Source organism: Klebsiella sp. Q11 (assembly GCF_964241505.1).
GTDB lineage: Bacteria > Pseudomonadota > Gammaproteobacteria > Enterobacterales > Enterobacteriaceae > Klebsiella > Klebsiella michiganensis.
Window position 1 is genome coordinate 20,033 of record NZ_CAXSXW010000015.1, and the last position, 17,737, is coordinate 37,769.

The window sequence follows — 17,737 nt, forward strand, 5'->3', positions numbered from 1 at the left end:
TGCGCATTATAGCCAATATGCGCCCCATGTCATAAAGTTAAAGGCTTATTTTTAAAGCCAGGGGCAGCGTATGGTAACCCTTTCGCGACTTTTCATTCATCCCGTCAAATCGATGCGGGGAATCGGTCTCAGCCACGCTTATGCAGACAGCAGCGGGCTGGCCTTCGATCGTATATTTATGGTGACGGAAACCGATGGCACCTTCATTACCGCCCGTCAGTTTCCGCAAATGGTCAAATTTATTCCCGCGCCGCTCCATGATGGTCTGCATCTGACCGCGCCGGACGGCAGCAGCGCGATGGTGCGCTTCAGCGATTTCTCCATACAGCAGGAGCCGACCGAAGTCTGGGGCAACCATTTTACCGCCCTGATTGCCCCGGACCGGGTGAACCAGTGGCTAAGCGGGTTCTTCAACCGCAGCGTTCAGCTCCGCTGGCTGGGGCCAGCGCTTAGCCGCAGGGTAAAACGTCACGATGCCGTCCCCCTCTCTTTTGCCGACGGTTTTCCCTATCTGCTGGCCAATGAAGCTTCGCTGCGCGATCTGCAAAATCGCTGTCCGGCCAGCGTAAGCATAGAACAATTTCGCCCAAATCTGCTGGTGACCGGCGCGGCCGCCTGGGAAGAAGATACGTGGAAAGTGGTGCGTATTGGCGAGGTCATTTTTGATGTCGTCAAACCGTGCAGCCGCTGCGTATTGACTACCGTCAGCCCGGAGCGCGGGCAAAAGCATCCTTCCGGGGAGCCCTTAAGCACGCTGCAGCGTTTCCGCACGGCTCTGGATAACGGCGATGTCGATTTTGGCCAGAACCTGATCGCGCGAAATAGCGGCGTAATCCGCGTGGGCGATGCGTTAGAAGTGCTGGCCCGCGGGCCGGCGAAGGCCTACGGCGCAGGCGAGAGTGATACTACGCCGGCACCTGAAGCGCAGGAGAACGCGACGGTGGAAATAGCGTGGCAGGGAGTGAGTTTTACCGGTAATAATCAGCAAATCTTGCTGGAGCAGCTGGAACAACAGGGAATTCGTATTCCTTACTCCTGCCGGGCTGGGATTTGCGGCAGCTGCCGCATCCGGCTGGAAGAAGGAGAAGTCAGCGCGCTGAAGAAAAACGCGGTCGCCGCAGATGGCACCATTTTATGCTGTAGCTGCGTGCCGAAAACCGCGGTGAGGCTGGCGCCTTAAACCGCCTGACCCAGGCTGTAGCTGGCGACGCCTGGCGCCGGCTGCAGCCTGTCGTTCATAATTTTAATCACGTCGCCGAGCTGCATCACCCGCCCGGCAAGCGTCAGACCGGGCTGGGCTAACAGGCACAGCGCGGCGTTTTCTCCGGGCTCAACCACCAGCAGATTCACCTGCTGGCCGGTATCGCTGAGCCATGCGCTGGCGGCATCGCCAACGCCGGGCTGCCAGCTCTCTTCATGCGTGTTGAAATGCCAGCTTTTCGGCATTTGCGGCTTGAGAAAACGAATAGCGACCAGCGCATTGAGTACTAATTCAGCGCGCTGTTCTTTTGATAATTCGAGATCGCGGCACTTTTCTTCAAATGAAAAATAGAGCGCTGCGTCATCAACGCAAAATCCGGAAGGCGCGAAGGCGTCGGGCGTCAACATGCGGCGAGCAAAACGCGATCTGAATAACATACCATTAGCCAGATCGAGCATCATGCGGTCATGCTCTTCATCGTAATACCAGCGCCAGTTATCGTCAGGTTTGATCCGCATTTCTACCCCCGTCCTCTTCCACTTCCGTCTGTAATAAACAGGTAAACTGCTACAGAATATTTCAAAAATTAAGAAAAGACTAAAATGTCTAAATAAGCAACAATGAAGGAATATAAAACAACCAGGGCTATAAATAAAGCCCTGGAGGAGTATCAGAGGGGGAAAAGATTAGATATGGGTAACAATTTCTTTAATCAGCGGCGGGCCTTTAAAAATAAATCCGGAATAAATCTGCACCAGCGTCGCTCCGGCGGCTATCTTTTCCCGGGCGGCAATCACCGAGTCAATACCGCCGACTCCGATAATTGGCAGGCGGCCATTTAATTCCGCAGACAGCATGCGGATAATTTCCGTACTCTTCAGCTGCAATGGACGTCCGCTAAGGCCACCGGTTTCATCACAATGTTTCATCCCCTGCACCAGCGATCGATCCAGAGTGGTATTGGTGGCAATGACGCCATCTATATTATGCCGGACTAAACTGTCCGCTACCTGGATCAATTCTTCGACGGAAAGATCCGGAGCGATCTTTACGGCCACAGGAACATATTTTTGATGTTTCTCTTGTAGCTCGCATTGCTTATTTTTAATACCAGAAAGCAAATCGTCCAGCGCATCTCCGTATTGTAAAGTACGCAAGCCTGGGGTATTCGGCGAGGAGATATTAATGGCGATATAGCCGGCATAAGCATAGATTTTTTCCATACAAATCAGATAATCATCTTTGCCTTGTTCTACCGGTGTATCTTTATTCTTGCCAATATTAATACCCAGAATGCCGTCAAAATGCGCCTTTTTTACGTTCTCCACGAGGTTATCAACACCGTGGTTATTAAAGCCCATGCGGTTGATCAAACCTTCGGCATCGACCAGGCGGAAGATCCTTGGCTTATCGTTGCCCGGCTGTGGACGCGGCGTCACGGTACCAATTTCAATGGAACCAAAACCCATCGCCCCGAGGGCATCAATGCACTCGCCGTTCTTATCCAGCCCGGCGGCCAGGCCTAGCGGGTTCTTAAATGTGAGCCCCATACAGGTTACCGGCTTTGTCGGTACCTTCTGGCGAACCAACATTTCCAGCGGGGTACCCGAAACACGGCGTAATTGTTGAAAAGTGACTTCATGAGCGCGCTCAGGATCGAGCTGAAAAAGGGCTTTACGAACGAAGGGGTAGTACATGAACTCTCCTGGATTCCCGGTGTGCAAACCGGGGGCGTATTATGTGCGATCCACCCCGGAAAGGGAATTGACCTACGACAAAAAATCTTACCTCCGACGCAAACGTTTACTTTTCTCCCGCTCGTTATGCACTTTCTGACAATCCAACGCCGGATAAATCATTTAGGGAAATAAAAGCGCTCTGTCACACTGCGGCTAAATGTTATCAATTATAGATAAATGCAAATATTTAGTTATAAGGAGAGAGTATGCGAGTCATCACACTTGCGGGCAGCCCGCGCTACCCTTCCCGCTCCAGCGCGCTTCTGGAATACGCCAGAGAGACGCTCTCGGCGGCGGATATCGAGGTCTGCCACTGGCATCTGCAGAATTTCGCTCCGGAAGACCTGCTCTACGCTCGCTTTGATAACCCAGCCCTCCATGCGTTAAATGAACAGCTTGCCGGCGCCGATGGGCTGATCATCGCGACGCCCGTCTATAAGGCCTCTTTTTCCGGCGCGTTAAAGACGCTTCTGGACCTGCTGCCGGAGCGCGCGCTGGAGGGCAAAATCGTTCTGCCGCTGGCTACCGGCGGAACCATCGCCCATATGCTGGCGGTGGATTACGCCTTAAAACCGGTACTCAACGCGCTGAAAGCCTAGGAGATCCTCCACGGCGTTTTCGCTGACGATAGCCAGGTTACGGATTATCAGCATAAACCGCAGTTTACCCCGAATCTGCAGGGCCGCCTCGACCAGGCGCTGGAAACCTTCTGGCAGGCGCTGCATCGCCCCAGCAGCCGCGCGCCGGCGCTGAAAACCTTACAGCGGGTTGAGCACGTTTAAAGTTCAGCGTTGATGCCCATCACCAGGCAAAACGCTAAAGAATAAAGGAACACTGTATGGCGACGCTTTCGCAAAAACTCCTGATCCGCATAGCCCCCTGGCTTTTGCCGGTTGGCAGCGTGATTGTATGGCAATTCGCCTCTTCCGTTGGTTGGCTCTCTACCCGTATTTTGCCGTCACCGGAAGGGGTGCTCAAAGCCTTCTGGACGCTCTCCGCCAGCGGCGAGCTTTGGCAACATCTGGCCATCAGCTCATGGCGGGCGCTTATTGGTTTCAGCATCGGCGGTTCCATTGGCCTGGTTCTCGGGCTTATCAGCGGCCTGTCGCGCTGGGGCGAACGCCTGCTGGACACCTCCATTCAGATGCTGCGCAACGTACCGCACCTCGCGCTGATTCCGCTGGTGATTTTATGGTTCGGCATCGATGAAAGCGCCAAAATTTTCCTCGTGGCGCTGGGGACGATGTTCCCGATTTATATCAACACCTGGCACGGTATTCGAAACATTGACCGGGGTCTGGTGGAGATGGCCCGCAGCTATGGCTTATCGGGTTTTGCTCTGTTCCGTCACGTGATCCTGCCGGGCGCCCTGCCCTCCATTATGGTCGGCATCCGGTTTGCGCTCGGCCTGATGTGGTTAACGCTGATCGTGGCTGAAACCATCTCGGCTAACGCCGGTATCGGCTATCTGGCGATGAACGCCCGCGAATTTCTGCAGACCGATGTCGTGGTCGTCGCCATTATTCTTTACGCTATTCTCGGCAAACTGGCCGACTTCAGCGCACAGCTTCTTGAACGCGTCTGGCTGCGCTGGAATCCGGCTTACCACCTTCAGGAGGCCAACGCATGACAACCGCGCGTCTTAATCCGGGGATCCCGCTGCTGCTAAACGGCGTAAGCAAGCGTTACGGCAGCAAAACGATTCTGAATGAACTCGATCTGCATATTCCCACCGGGCAATTTGTCGCGGTGGTCGGACGCAGCGGCGGCGGTAAAAGCACCCTGCTGCGGCTGCTCGCCGGGCTGGAAAAACCCAACGCCGGGCAGCTGCTGGCGGGTTCGACGCCGCTGGCGCAAATCCAGGAGGATACCCGGATGATGTTCCAGGATTCCCGCCTGCTGCCGTGGAAAACGGTGATCGACAATGTCGGCCTCGGGCTGAAGGGGCAGTGGCGCGAGGCGGCGCTCAAGGCGCTGGCGAGCGTCGGCCTTGAAGACCGCGCCGGTGAATGGCCCGCGGCGCTTTCCGGCGGGCAAAAGCAGCGCGTGGCGCTGGCTCGCGCGTTAATTCATCGCCCCGGATTATTACTGCTTGATGAACCGCTGGGCGCGCTGGACGCCCTCACTCGCCTGGAGATGCAGGATCTGATTGTCTCGCTGTGGCAGGAGCACGGATTTACCGTTCTGCTGGTCACCCACGACGTCAGCGAGGCGGTGGCGATGGCCGATCGCGTTTTGCTGATTGAAGAGGGGAAGATAGGGCTGGATCTGCTGGTGGACATTCCCCGTCCGCGACGCACGGGTTCAGCGAAGCTGGCCGAACTGGAAGCGGAAGTACTGAATCGGGTGATGCAGCGCGGCAAGAACGAATCCTCGCCACGCTTAGTGAGCCACGGTTAACGACTGCGACGTTCCCCCGCTCGCGCTGCGCTTAGCGGGGCTACAGGTTTGGACTCGCGCTGGCGTTACGCCAGCGCTTTACTGATTTTCTCGAACAGATCCCCGGAAAGATTCTCCAGCCCCTTCAGCTGCTCCAGCGCCCCGCGCATCAGCGCCTGACGTTTCTCGTCATAGCGTTTCAGACGAATCAGCGGCTCAATCAGACGCGAAGCCACCTGCGGGTTGCGGCTGTTCAGCTCAGTCAGCATCTCGACCAGGAACTGATAGCCGCTGCCGTCTTCTGCATGGAACGCCGCCGGGTTGCTGCCGGCAAAGGCGCCGATCAGAGAACGGACGCGGTTCGGGTTACCCATGCTGAACGAGCGATGATGCAACAGGCCGCGAACCGTCTCCAGGACGTTATCCGCCGGGCTGGTGGACTGCAGGATAAACCATTTATCCATGACCAGTCCGTCCTGGTGCCACTTGTCGTCATATTCCTGCATCAGCGCATCGCGGCACGGCAGCTGGGCCGCTACGGCCGCCGCCAGCGCCGCCAGCGCGTCGGTCATATTGTCCGCATGGTGATACTGCGCGCTAATCAGTTTATCCGCCAGCTCGGTATCGCCAAACGCCAGGTAGCGCAGGCAGGTATTACGCAGAGAACGCTTACCGATATCGGCATGCTCAACGCGGTAGCCGTCGAGCTTGTTGGCGTTGTAAACCGCCAGGAACTCGTCAGCCAGCTCTTTCGCCAGCGTGCGGGTCAGCGCTTCGCGCACCGCCGCGATGGCAAGCGGATCGATAATCGCAAACAGCTCCGCCATTTCATTCGCTGAAGGCAGCGTCAGGATCTCCGCCGCCAGCGCCGGATCGATCTTCTCATCCAGCAGAATCGCGCGGAACGCATCGGCGACGTGAATCGGCAGAGACAGCGGCTGCCCCTGCTGGTGACGGTTGACGTTGAGTTTGATATAGGTCGCCAGCAGGCTCTGCGCCGCGTCCCAGCGGGAGAAATCATTCCGCGCGTGGCGCATCAGGAAGGTCAGCTGCTGATCGCTCCATTTGTACTCCAGCTTCACCGGCGCGGAAAACTCGCAAAGCAGCGCCGGGACAGGCTGGAAGTAAACGTTGTCGAAAACAAAAGTCTGCTCCGCCTGGGTGACGTTCAGCACGTGATGCACCGGGTGACCGCCCTTCTGCAGCGGGATTACCTTGCCTTCGTTATCGTACAGCTCGATGTCGAACGGAATATGCAGCGGCAGCTTCTCCGCCTGCTCAGCGGTCGGCGGCGTGCGCTGGCTGATGGTCAGCGTGTACTGCTCCGTTTCCGGATTGTAGTCATCATGGACGGTGACAATTGGCGTACCGGACTGGCTATACCAGCGGCGGAAGTGGGACAGATCGACGTTGGAAGCGTCTTCCATCGCCTGGACAAAGTCGTCGCAGGTCGCGGCGCTGCCGTCGTGGCGCTCAAAATAGAGCTGCATGCCTTTCTGGAAATTCTCTTCGCCCAGCAGGGTATGCAGCATGCGGATCACTTCCGCTCCCTTCTCATACACCGTCAGGGTATAGAAGTTGTTCATCTCAATCACGCTATCCGGGCGAATCGGATGCGCCATCGGGCTGGCGTCTTCGGCAAACTGCAGGCCGCGCATGGTGCGTACGTTATTGATGCGGTTCACCGCGCGCGAGCCGAGGTCGGAGCTGAATTCCTGATCGCGGAAAACGGTCAGCCCCTCTTTCAGGCTGAGCTGGAACCAGTCGCGGCAGGTCACGCGATTGCCGGTCCAGTTATGGAAATATTCATGACCAATCACGCGCTCGATATCCAGGTAATCTTTATCGGTCGCGGTATCGGTACGCGCCAGTACGTATTTGGAGTTAAAGACGTTAAGGCCTTTGTTCTCCATGGCGCCCATGTTGAAGAAATCGACGGCGACAATCATATAGATGTCGAGGTCGTACTCGAGACCAAAGCGGGTTTCGTCCCACTTCATGGAATTTTGCAGCGAGGTCATCGCCCACGGCGCGCGGTCAAGGTTACCGCGGTCAACGTAGAGCTCCAGCGCCACTTCACGCCCCGAACGGGTTTTGAAGGTATCGCGCAGGACGTCAAAATCACCGGCCACCAGCGCAAACAGGTAGCACGGTTTTGGGAACGGGTCCTGCCACTGGATCCAGTGACGGCCATTTTCCAGCTCGCCCTGGGCCACGCGGTTACCGTTGGAGAGCAGAAACGGGTATTTTGCTTTATCGGCGATGATTTTGGTGGTGAAGCGCGCCAGAACGTCCGGGCGGTCCGGATACCAGGTAATGTGGCGGAAGCCTTCCGCCTCGCACTGGGTACACAGCGCTTCGCCGGACTGATATAGCCCTTCCAGCGCGGTATTCGCCGCCGGGCTGATTTCATTGACGATGGTCAGAGTGAAATGTTCCGGCAACCCGCTAATCACCAGCTGGTTATTTTCTTCCTTGTAGTCGCTCCACGGCTGACCATCAATCCGCAGAGAGACCAACGTCAGGTCTTCGCCATCCAGACGCAATGGCACATCAGACGTAGCCGCGTGGCGGGAGACCTTGCTCTCAGCCGTCACAACGGTTTTCGCGGCATCCAGGTCAAAGGTCAAATCGATATCGCTAATCAGATACTCCGGCTCACGGTAGTCGTGGCGGTATTTGGCTTGGGGCTGTTGTGTCATAAAAAACCTTTAGCGTGTCCTGTAAAGTGTCGACTCAGTCTATTCCTGTTGCGCAAATCTCGCTATGCAGAATCTTCATCTTTTCAATGCTAAACATGAAAATTGCTACATTTTGATAACACAAGAGGCACGAAATGCGCTCGACCAGGCGCAAAGCTTGTGGTGTGATGCGTGTTCAATATATTAAACTAGGCCTCGCAAATGACCGTCAGCGTAGCCATCAGCCGTCACCGCGGGACAGCGTCGGGTATTACAGGTATACTCCGCCTCCTTTTACCGCTTTGGTTTTGATGGAAACGCTCCAGTGAGAGGATGCTACTGCGCACCATGACCCAATTCACTTCTCCTGTACTGCACTCGTTGCTTGATACGGATGCCTACAAGCTGCACATGCAGCAGGCTGTCTTCCACCGCTACAATGATGTACAGGTTGCGGCGGAGTTCCGCTGCCGCGGGGACGATCTGCTCGGCATCTACGCCGATGCGATTCGCGAGCAGGTTGAGACGATGCGCGACCTGAGACTGCAGGACGATGAATATCACTGGTTGTCGAGCCTGCCCTTCTTTGCGCCAGACTATCTCGAGTGGCTACGCGGCTTCCGCTACGACCCGCGCCAGGTCACGGTCATCAATGACAACGGCAAGTTGAATATTCGCCTTTCCGGCCCCTGGCTTGAAGTTATTATGTGGGAAGTTCCGCTGCTGGCGGTGATAAGCGAGCTGGTACATCGCTATCGCTCGCCGGAAATCAGCGTCGATCTCGCGCTGGACACCCTTGAGCATAAGCTGACTGACTTTAACCGCCTCACTGCTGATATCGATATGTCGGGCTTCCGCCTGATGGATTTCGGTACCCGCCGCCGCTTCTCCCGCGAGGTGCAGCAGGCGATTGTTCAGCGTCTTCAGCAAGAATCCTGGTTCACCGGTACCAGCAATTACGATCTGGCGCGGCGTTTGAATTTGACCCCAATGGGGACCCAGGCTCACGAATGGTTCCAGGCGCATCAGCAGATCAGCCCGAACCTGGCGAGCAGCCAGCGCGCGGCTCTCGCTGCCTGGCTGGAAGAGTATCCCGATCGGCTGGGGATTGCGCTGACCGACTGCATTACGATGGACGCTTTTCTGCGCGATTTCGGGCCGGAGTTTGCGACCCGCTATCAGGGGCTGCGCCACGACTCCGGCGACCCGGTGGAATGGGGCGAGAAGGCTATCGCCCACTACAAAAAGCTGGGCATCGACCCGCTGAGCAAAGTGCTGGTATTTTCCGATAATCTCGACCTGACAAAAGCGGTTGATCTCTATCGCCACTTCTCATCGCGGGTGAATCTGAGCTTCGGTATCGGCACGCGTTTAACCTGCGATATTCCTCAGGTGAAGCCGCTCAATATTGTTATCAAGCTGGTGGAGTGCAACGGTAAACCGGTGGCGAAACTTTCGGATAGCCCGGGTAAAACGATTTGTCACGATAAAGCTTTCGTCCGCGCGCTGCGCAAAGCCTTCGATCTACCGCCGGTTAAAAAAGCCAGCTAGGTCATATAAAGACAAAATGCGTCCGCCAAAACGGGCGCATTTTTATTCGCCTCCGCTTATCACCCCGGGACGTTATCAGGCATTAAGAACCCCGGTCGCCCTGCATGGGATCATCGCGCTGAACGAATCTCTCTGAATATCAGGCTCTCACGCAGCAAAGTAGGCTATCTCCTTATTTATTTCCTAAAACCCCCCTTTCTTGTGCGAAATCTACTTGTCTGATGGAAGATGACAGGTAACATAGATATCCCCCTGTTGCAGGGGAATACAGATTTTTCTATTGGACTAACAAGAGAGACTATTATGAGCGTTGTGCCTGTAGCCGACGTACTCCAGGGCCGCGTTGCCGTTGACAGCGAAGTCACCGTGCGCGGATGGGTGCGTACCCGCCGAGATTCTAAAGCTGGCTTTTCTTTCCTCGCCGTCTATGACGGTTCCTGCTTTGATCCTGTACAGGCCGTTATTAGTAATTCTCTTCCCAATTACAATCAGGAAGTGCTGCGCCTGACCACCGGCTGCTCGGTCGTGGTGACCGGTAAAGTCGTGGCATCTCAGGGCCAGGGCCAGAGCTTTGAAATCCAGGCCAGCCACGTGGAAGTCAGCGGCTGGGTGGAAGACCCTGATACTTATCCGATGGCGGCTAAACGCCATAGCATCGAGTACCTGCGTGAAGTTGCCCACCTGCGCCCGCGCACCAACCTGATTGGCGCGGTGGCGCGCGTTCGCCATACCCTGGCGCAGGCGCTGCACCGTTTCTTCGACGAGCAGGGCTTCTTCTGGGTTTCGACTCCGCTGATTACCGCTTCCGACACTGAAGGCGCCGGCGAGATGTTCCGCGTGTCAACGCTGGATCTGGAAAACCTGCCGCGCAACGAACAGGGCAAAGTCGATTTCGATAAAGACTTCTTCGGCAAAGAGTCGTTCCTGACCGTTTCCGGCCAGCTGAACGGCGAAACCTACGCCTGCGCGCTGTCCAAAATCTACACCTTTGGCCCGACCTTCCGTGCGGAAAACTCCAACACCAGCCGTCACCTGGCGGAGTTCTGGATGCTGGAGCCGGAAGTCGCCTTTGCTAACCTGAACGATGTGGCAGGTCTGGCGGAAGCGATGCTGAAGTACGTCTTCAAAGCCGTTCTCGAAGAGCGCGCAGACGACATGCAGTTCTTTGCCGAACGCGTTGATAAAGACGCTATCGACCGCCTGCAGCGTTTCGTTTCCGCTGATTTTGCCCAGGTTGATTACACTGACGCGGTCACCATTCTGGAAAACTGCGGTAAGTCGTTCGAAAACCCGGTCTACTGGGGCGTGGATCTCTCCTCCGAGCACGAACGCTATCTGGCGGAAGAGCACTTTAAAGCTCCGGTGGTGGTGAAAAACTACCCGAAAGACATCAAGGCGTTCTATATGCGCCTTAACGAAGATGGTAAAACCGTCGCCGCAATGGACGTTCTGGCGCCGGGCATCGGTGAAATTATCGGTGGCTCCCAGCGTGAAGAGCGACTGGACGTGCTTGACGCGCGTATGGCGGAAATGGGTCTTAATAAAGAAGACTACTGGTGGTATCGCGACCTGCGCCGTTACGGCACCGTACCGCACTCCGGTTTCGGTCTGGGCTTTGAGCGTCTTATCGCCTACGTGACCGGCGTGCAGAACGTTCGCGACGTCATTCCGTTCCCGCGGACCCCGCGTAACGCGACTTTCTGATTTTTTTCTGCAATTTTCATCCAGGGCCAGCGCAAGCTGGCCTTTTTTTATGTCAATTTACGTTAACGAATATCAGGAAACTTAAACATCAACCATCCTGATTCACAATTATGTTACGCACTATTTCATTAGCGACCGCTAATTAAAACCGCACCTTATGTTCATAAATTGGCAAACATGCTGATTATATTGCTCGTTTTTTAACCAGTCACAGCACAACTTGCAACGACAAGATTTGAATAAAAATAAAGCAAAATGCTGACGTAAAATGCACAAACCCTCTCTTATCTAAATTAATCATAATTAATTCATATAGATATATAAAGACAGGTGATTTAATCGGCGAACAGGGGCGGAATGTTGATTGAGTTCACAAAGTTCCCAAAAATACATATTTAGTTACATAGAATTTCCTTTTGTTACTCATATGCGATATTGGTAGCATTTTCAGGCTAGCGAAACGTTGTTCTGAATGGAAAGATGCCTCCAGACACCAAACTATCATCAATAGTTCTGTAAATTTTTATTGACGAAACTTATTGACGGCAGTGGCAAGTGTTCATAAAAAAATATAAATGAGGGTAATAAATAATGATGAAGCGCAAAATTCTGGCAGCGGTAATTCCTGCCCTGCTGGTAGCCGGTGCAGCTAACGCTGCAGAAATCTATAACAAAAACGGCAACAAACTGGACTTCTACGGAAAAATGGTTGGCGAGCACGTCTGGACCACCAACGGCGACACCAGCAGCGATGATACCACCTACGCCCGTATCGGCCTGAAAGGCGAAACCCAGATCAACGATCAGCTGGTTGGCTACGGTCAGTGGGAATACAACATGGATGCGTCCAATGTTGAAGGTAAACAGACCACCAAAACTCGTCTGGCTTTCGCAGGCTTAAAAGCCGGTGAATACGGTTCATTCGACTACGGTCGTAACTACGGCGCCATCTACGACGTTGAAGCGGCAACCGATATGCTGGTTGAATGGGGCGGCGACGGCTGGAGCTACACCGACAACTTCATGACCGCGCGTACCAACGGCGTAGCCACCTACCGTAACTCTGACTTCTTCGGTCTGGTTGACGGTCTGAGCTTCGCGCTGCAGTACCAGGGTAAAAACGACGCTTCTAGCCGTGATGTTAAGAAACAAAACGGCGACGGCTTCAGCACCGCGGCAACATACGCGTTTGACAACGGCATTGCGCTGTCTGCAGGCTATGCGAACTCCAACCGTAGCGGCGATCAGAAAGCTGACCGTCAGGGCGAAAAAGCTGAAGCATGGGCAACCTCCGCTAAGTATGACGCGAACAACGTCTATGCTGCGGTCATGTACTCTCAGACTTACAACATGACGCCGGAAAACGAAGGCAACTACTTCGCTAATAAAACTCAGAACTTCGAAGCCGTTGTTCAGTATCAGTTCGACTTCGGCCTGCGTCCGTCCATCGGCTACGTACAGACTAAAGGTAAAGACCTGCGCTCTCGCGCTGGCTTCTCCGGCGGCGATGCTGACCTGGTTAAATACGTCGAAGTGGGTACCTGGTACTACTTCAACAAAAACATGAACGTCTACGCTGCGTATAAATTCAACCAGCTGAACGACAACGATTACACCAAAGCCGCTGGCGTTGCGACCGACGACCAGGCCGCAGTGGGTATCGTTTACCAGTTCTAATCTGCAGTACACCCCTTCGTGATATGCCTAAAAAGCAGGACTTCGGTCCTGCTTTTCTGCTTTCCTGAGAGGAAGATCGTAACTTTCAAAAACCTTCTCGCTTTTTGTCGCAAACGGTTGGCAATTAACATAACTCCCGTTAACCTGATAGCGGATTTCCCTTCAGTAATCACAATGGAACCTCGTCATGTTTGAGAACATTACCGCCGCCCCTGCCGACCCAATTCTGGGCCTGGCCGATCTGTTTCGTGCCGATAACCGCCCAACAAAAATTAATCTTGGAATTGGTGTTTATAAAGATGAAACGGGTAAAACACCGGTCCTGACTAGCGTGAAAAAAGCAGAGCAGTATCTGCTGGAAAATGAAACCACTAAAAATTATCTGGGTATCGATGGTATTCCGGAATTTGGCCGCTGCACCCAGGAGCTTCTGTTCGGGAAAGGAAGCGCAATTATCAATGATAAACGCGCCCGCACCGCGCAAACGCCCGGCGGTACAGGTGGCCTGCGCGTCGCCGCCGATTTTCTGGCGAAGAACACCGACGTTAAACGTATTTGGGTGAGCAACCCCAGCTGGCCGAACCATAAAAGCGTGTTCAATTCAGCCGGGCTGGAAGTGCGCGAATACACCTACTACGATGCCGCTAATCACAAACTCGACTTCGACGGGCTGCTGGCCAGCCTGAACGAAGCGCAGGCCGGCGACGTGGTTCTGTTCCACGGCTGCTGCCATAACCCAACCGGTATCGATCCGACGCTGGAGCAGTGGCAACAGCTGGCGCAGCTCTCCGTAGAGAAAGGCTGGCTGCCGCTGTTTGACTTTGCCTACCAGGGCTTTGCCCGCGGCCTGGAAGAAGATGCTGAAGGCCTGCGCGCTTTCGCCGCTCTGCATAAAGAGCTGCTGGTTGCCAGCTCCTACTCGAAAAACTTCGGCCTGTACAACGAGCGCGTGGGCGCCTGTACGCTGGTCGCCGCTGACCAGGAAGCGGTAGACCGCGCTTTCAGCCAGATGAAGTCGGTTATCCGCGCGAACTACTCAAACCCGCCCGCTCACGGCGCCTCGGTAGTGGCGACCATTCTCAGCAATGACGCGCTGCGCGCCATCTGGGAGCAAGAGTTGACCGACATGCGTCAACGCATCCAGCGTATGCGTCTGCTGTTCGTTAATACCCTGCAGGAAAAAGGCGCCAGCCGCGATTTCTCTTTCATCATTCAGCAAAACGGGATGTTCTCGTTCAGCGGCCTGACCAAAGAGCAGGTACTGCGTCTGCGTGAAGAGTTCGGAATTTATGCGGTGGCGTCCGGACGTATAAACGTCGCCGGTATGACGCCCGACAACATGGCGCCGCTGTGCGAAGCGATTGTTGCCGTACTGTAATCTCAGCGCAGGGCAAACAAAAGGCCGCATGTGCGGCCTTTTTTATATGCTGGCTTCGGTCACCAGACCGGCATTTCATCCTGCAGGAATGGGTTGTGCAGACGCTCATAGCCAAGGGTCGACATCGGTCCATGACCCGGAATAAACGACACGTCATCGCCCAGCGGCAACAGCTTGCGCTTAATCGCATCGATCAGTTGGCTATGGTCGCCGCGAGGGAAGTCGCTACGCCCTACTCCGCCTTTAAAAATCACATCGCCAGAAATCAACAGTCGGGAAGCAGGATCGAAGAAGACCACGTGCCCCGGCGTATGGCCTGGGCAGTGCAGCACCTGCAGGGAAATATTCCCCACGCTGACCGTATCGCCTTCGTTCAGCCAGCGATCCGGCTGCAGCGGCTGGCAATCTTCCAGACCGAACATCCGGCTCTGCGCCGGTAATCCTTCCAGCCAGAACTCATCTTCTTTTTCCGGCCCAATAATCGGCACGCCATAATGTTGTGCCAGCTCCGCCGCCGCACCAACGTGATCGAGATGACCGTGCGTGAGCAGAATCTGCATCAGGCTAACGCCTGCCGCCGCGACTTCCTGTTTGATTCGCTCAGCATCACCGCCGGGATCGACCAGCGCCGCCAGTTTGGTTTGTTCACACCAGATTAAAGAACAGTTCTGCGCGAACGCGGTAACCGGAATAATACGATAGTTCATGAGGCTCCTTTCGTTACCAGTGCCGTACTGGCCCGGTATCAATATGCACAAAGTTGCTACGTGGGTAGTATCCTACACCACCTGTGCGCATAGATAACGCGGCTTTGCGAACATTGCTTAACGAAATGCCTTCAATATGAAAATCCATGGCCTGGCCTTTAGTGTGGTAGCTGTGTTTTGCCACACCCCGGCTACGCGCGCGAAGCTCATTATTGGTATCAACAGAACGATAACCGGAAATAAGCTGGACAGGCTTGTTGGTACCAAGTAATCCCTGCAAACGATAGAGTTGATCGAACAAACCGGGATCGATGGACTTAATCTTATTCGCGCGATAATCACGGAAAAAATGATTAAGTCTTGCTAATTCATCCTGAATATAGCCTCTGCCATCGAAAAACTCCGCCTTGAGTGATTCACCGGTATGCAGGTTGTTCAGCGTCAAAATACGCGGTCGGGGGGTCGAGAGGGTGGCAAATGCCGGCGCAGGCAGAATGGCAGCAGCACCGAGCGCCGCTCCACCTAACGCCAGCAGTTTGCGGCGATTAGCGTCAAATTTGTCCATGATAATCAGGTCTACAGGTAAATGAATCGTAATATACTTTTCCCGCAATGCGCCCGTTAGCCGCCAGCACGCGCTCGCTCCCCTACGGCTAATAAATATCAGCTATGGAGAACGGGCTGCTTACTGCCACAGCGCCTTTGCAGGATTATATGTATATGCACTTCTGGCGCACGAAAGGCACCTTACCGGGCATTATTGCCAACGTCAAGGTAGCCTAACCCCAGTAAACTCGGGCCTTGCAGCGTGCAAGGCCCGTTTTCACACAGAGGTAGGACAACCAAATCCGTTGAACTACTTCATTTATCTGATTAATTGTTCAGCTTTAGGTAGAATTTGTGCGCTGGATCGCGCGGTGAGATCGTAATTGTAAATATCTGTTCGATATTGTGTACGTCCATCAGCGCCGACGAACGCGGTCAAATAATAGAGATTAACCGGGATATTCTGGCGAATATTAACGTAGCGGGTATTCCCCTGTTTAAGCGCATCTGAAATACGCGCATCATTCCAGCCAGCATCCTGAAGCAGCATATTGGCCAGTTCTGAGGCTTTATTCACGCGCACGCACCCGGAACTCAGCGCGCGTCCATCACGCTGGAACAGATTGTGATTGGGCGTATCGTGCAAATATATCGCATCTGAACTTGGCATATTGAATTTATAGCGCCCCAGCGAATTGCGCGCGCCGGGAGCCTGCTGGAAGCGGAACGGCAGATTCGATGCGGTTATCGTTTCCCAGTCCACCTGATACGGGTCGATAGTCTCTTTGCTATTCCAGCCGCGCATCATCGTATAGCCGTGCTGCTCAAGATAGCCTGGGTTATTGCGCACCTTCGGCAGAATATCGTTGCGCGCCAGCGTCGGCGGAACGTTCCACGGCGGGTTGACCACAACGTTGTTCAGCGCACTGCTCATCATAGGGGTTTTGCGGTCCGGACGGCCAACGATAACCCGCGATGCCAGCACCTGGCTACCGTCCTGGTAATAGACCAGCGAAAAGGCGGGAATATTCACCATAATTCCGGTCGCCAGATTACCCGGCAGCAGGCGCAAACGCTGGATATTCAATGCCAGCACGCCGGCGCGCTGCGCAGGAGAAACGTTGAGCCAGTCGCGGGTCGCCTGACCAATCACGCCGTCTGCGCCCAGTCCCTGCCACGCCTGGAAGCGCTTAACGCCCTCCACTAACTGGCGATCGTAAACGCCACGGCCGCTGCTTTTGGCCTTTTTCCCGGCGGACGGACTCACCACCTCATCGCCGGGCAACGAAATTTTTGCCGCGTCATCCAGCATACCGGTGCGCTGTAAAATTTCGCGCAGCGCGCCGGCATCGTTGCTCCATTCCCCCGGGCGCAGCGACGTCTTACCGGTGAGCTGCGGCCAGGGACGGGAATCGGCAACCTGAGCTAATAGCGCCTGATGCATTGCGGCATACTGCGGATGCTGCGGAGCCAGACCCGCAATAAACTGCGGCAGCGAACCGTTATCCAGCGCCACCTGCCACTGGTTAATTACCGACAGAGGCGGCGTCGACATGGCATACGGTTTCGTGCCATACAGCCAGCGGTTGCCCTGAGTCGGAATACCGCTAATAAAATGCAGATAGCCCATCATGGCGTCAGACAGAACGACATCCCGCGCCAGACCGTTCACTGCCGGGTCGGTCAACAGCTCAACCCAGGTGGTGAACTGCGGCTGAAAACCGGCGATAGCGACCTCAGCCAGCTGTTGTTGAAACGCCTGCACCGCCTCGCGGTTATCCCACATCGGTTTCATATCCCTGGCCGCATACAGCGATACCAGCGGATTCATAAATACGGGTTGATAACCGGACGGCAGTACCGCCTGAATCCCGGCGCGGCTCTTCGCTGCCGCATCGGCAGAAAGCGCCTGCTCGCCGGCCATTTGGGCGACCGCCGCGGATTGGTTTGCGCTTTGGCTTAGCGCGGAAGAGAGCTCGCTGATGGTGGCAGAGCTATCCGATGGTACCACTTCAGGCTCTTCAGCCTGGACATTGAACAGTGGAGCAAATGCAAACGCCAGGCTCAGGCTGAGCGCAGACAATTGACGACCATACCGTTTCTTTAGCAACATCCCTTGCCCCCTGTTAACACATTGCTGCCCGCTAAAATGGGGCTTACTTTCAGTATATGAA

Annotated in this window: 13 protein-coding genes and 1 pseudogene; 8 read left to right on the top strand and 6 right to left on the bottom strand. The window is 54.9% G+C overall.

Translation table 11 applies throughout. The annotated features are described in order from the left end of the window. The first annotated feature begins 70 nt into the window (after positions 1-70). Complete coding sequence (locus ACESQ2_RS21695) at positions 71-1,180, top strand: YcbX family protein (protein ID WP_201162563.1); 1,110 nt, start codon at positions 71-73, stop codon at positions 1,178-1,180. On the opposite strand, the gene zapC is transcribed toward ACESQ2_RS21695, so the two are convergent. Together zapC and pyrD are read right to left on the bottom strand one after the other, a co-directional pair. After that, a complete protein-coding gene (gene zapC, locus ACESQ2_RS21700) occupies positions 1,177-1,719 on the bottom strand; it encodes a cell division protein ZapC (protein WP_004849504.1) in 543 nt (180 codons plus the stop codon). The genes ACESQ2_RS21695 and zapC overlap by 4 nt on opposite strands. A gap of 168 nt (positions 1,720-1,887) precedes the next feature. After that, positions 1,888-2,898, bottom strand: a complete 1,011-nt coding sequence (gene pyrD, locus ACESQ2_RS21705) for a quinone-dependent dihydroorotate dehydrogenase (protein ID WP_373171244.1) — start codon at positions 2,896-2,898, stop codon at positions 1,888-1,890. 248 nt (positions 2,899-3,146) lie between these two features. Here pyrD and ssuE point away from each other — a divergent pair. From ssuE to ssuB, 3 genes and pseudogenes are all read left to right on the top strand, one after another. Continuing rightward, positions 3,147-3,722 (top strand): annotated as a pseudogene (ssuE, locus tag ACESQ2_RS21710) (NADPH-dependent FMN reductase). 56 nt (positions 3,723-3,778) lie between these two features. Further along, on the top strand, positions 3,779-4,570 hold the full coding sequence (gene ssuC / locus ACESQ2_RS21715; RefSeq protein WP_004849501.1) for an aliphatic sulfonate ABC transporter permease SsuC: 792 nt from the start codon (positions 3,779-3,781) through the stop codon (positions 4,568-4,570). Then, positions 4,567-5,340 (top strand): aliphatic sulfonates ABC transporter ATP-binding protein, encoded by a 774-nt coding sequence (gene ssuB, locus ACESQ2_RS21720; protein WP_014837971.1) that lies wholly within the window; start codon positions 4,567-4,569, stop codon positions 5,338-5,340. The genes ssuC and ssuB overlap by 4 nt, the downstream gene beginning before the upstream one ends. A gap of 65 nt (positions 5,341-5,405) precedes the next feature. On the opposite strand, the gene pepN is transcribed toward ssuB, so the two are convergent. Next, positions 5,406-8,021 (bottom strand): aminopeptidase N, encoded by a 2,616-nt coding sequence (gene pepN, locus ACESQ2_RS21725; RefSeq protein ID WP_014228655.1) that lies wholly within the window; start codon positions 8,019-8,021, stop codon positions 5,406-5,408. A gap of 327 nt (positions 8,022-8,348) precedes the next feature. On the opposite strand from pepN, the gene pncB reads away from it, so the two are divergent. From pncB to ACESQ2_RS21745, 4 genes are all read left to right on the top strand, one after another. Beyond that, positions 8,349-9,551 carry a nicotinate phosphoribosyltransferase gene (pncB, locus tag ACESQ2_RS21730; RefSeq protein ID WP_025107499.1) on the top strand — a complete coding sequence of 401 codons (1,203 nt, stop codon included), beginning with the start codon at positions 8,349-8,351 and terminating at the stop codon, positions 9,549-9,551. A gap of 303 nt (positions 9,552-9,854) precedes the next feature. Next, positions 9,855-11,255 (top strand): asparagine--tRNA ligase, encoded by a 1,401-nt coding sequence (gene asnS / locus ACESQ2_RS21735; RefSeq protein WP_004849497.1) that lies wholly within the window; start codon positions 9,855-9,857, stop codon positions 11,253-11,255. A gap of 591 nt (positions 11,256-11,846) precedes the next feature. After that, positions 11,847-12,932 (top strand): porin, encoded by a 1,086-nt coding sequence (locus tag ACESQ2_RS21740; RefSeq protein WP_014228653.1) that lies wholly within the window; start codon positions 11,847-11,849, stop codon positions 12,930-12,932. Positions 12,933-13,119: 187 nt separating this feature from the next. Beyond that, a complete protein-coding gene (locus ACESQ2_RS21745; protein ID WP_373171246.1) occupies positions 13,120-14,310 on the top strand; it encodes an amino acid aminotransferase in 1,191 nt (396 codons plus the stop codon). A gap of 59 nt (positions 14,311-14,369) precedes the next feature. Here the strand turns inward: ACESQ2_RS21745 and ACESQ2_RS21750 are convergent, their stop codons facing one another. The 3 genes from ACESQ2_RS21750 to ldtD all read right to left on the bottom strand — a co-directional run bounded on the left by ACESQ2_RS21750 (position 14,370) and on the right by ldtD (position 17,676). Beyond that, positions 14,370-15,017, bottom strand: a complete 648-nt coding sequence (locus tag ACESQ2_RS21750) for an MBL fold metallo-hydrolase (protein WP_014837967.1) — start codon at positions 15,015-15,017, stop codon at positions 14,370-14,372. A gap of 13 nt (positions 15,018-15,030) precedes the next feature. Continuing rightward, a complete protein-coding gene (locus ACESQ2_RS21755; RefSeq protein ID WP_004130967.1) occupies positions 15,031-15,582 on the bottom strand; it encodes a YcbK family protein in 552 nt (183 codons plus the stop codon). A gap of 300 nt (positions 15,583-15,882) precedes the next feature. Next, positions 15,883-17,676, bottom strand: a complete 1,794-nt coding sequence (ldtD, locus tag ACESQ2_RS21760; RefSeq protein ID WP_004849493.1) for a L,D-transpeptidase — start codon at positions 17,674-17,676, stop codon at positions 15,883-15,885. Between the last annotated feature and the right edge of the window lie 61 nt (positions 17,677-17,737).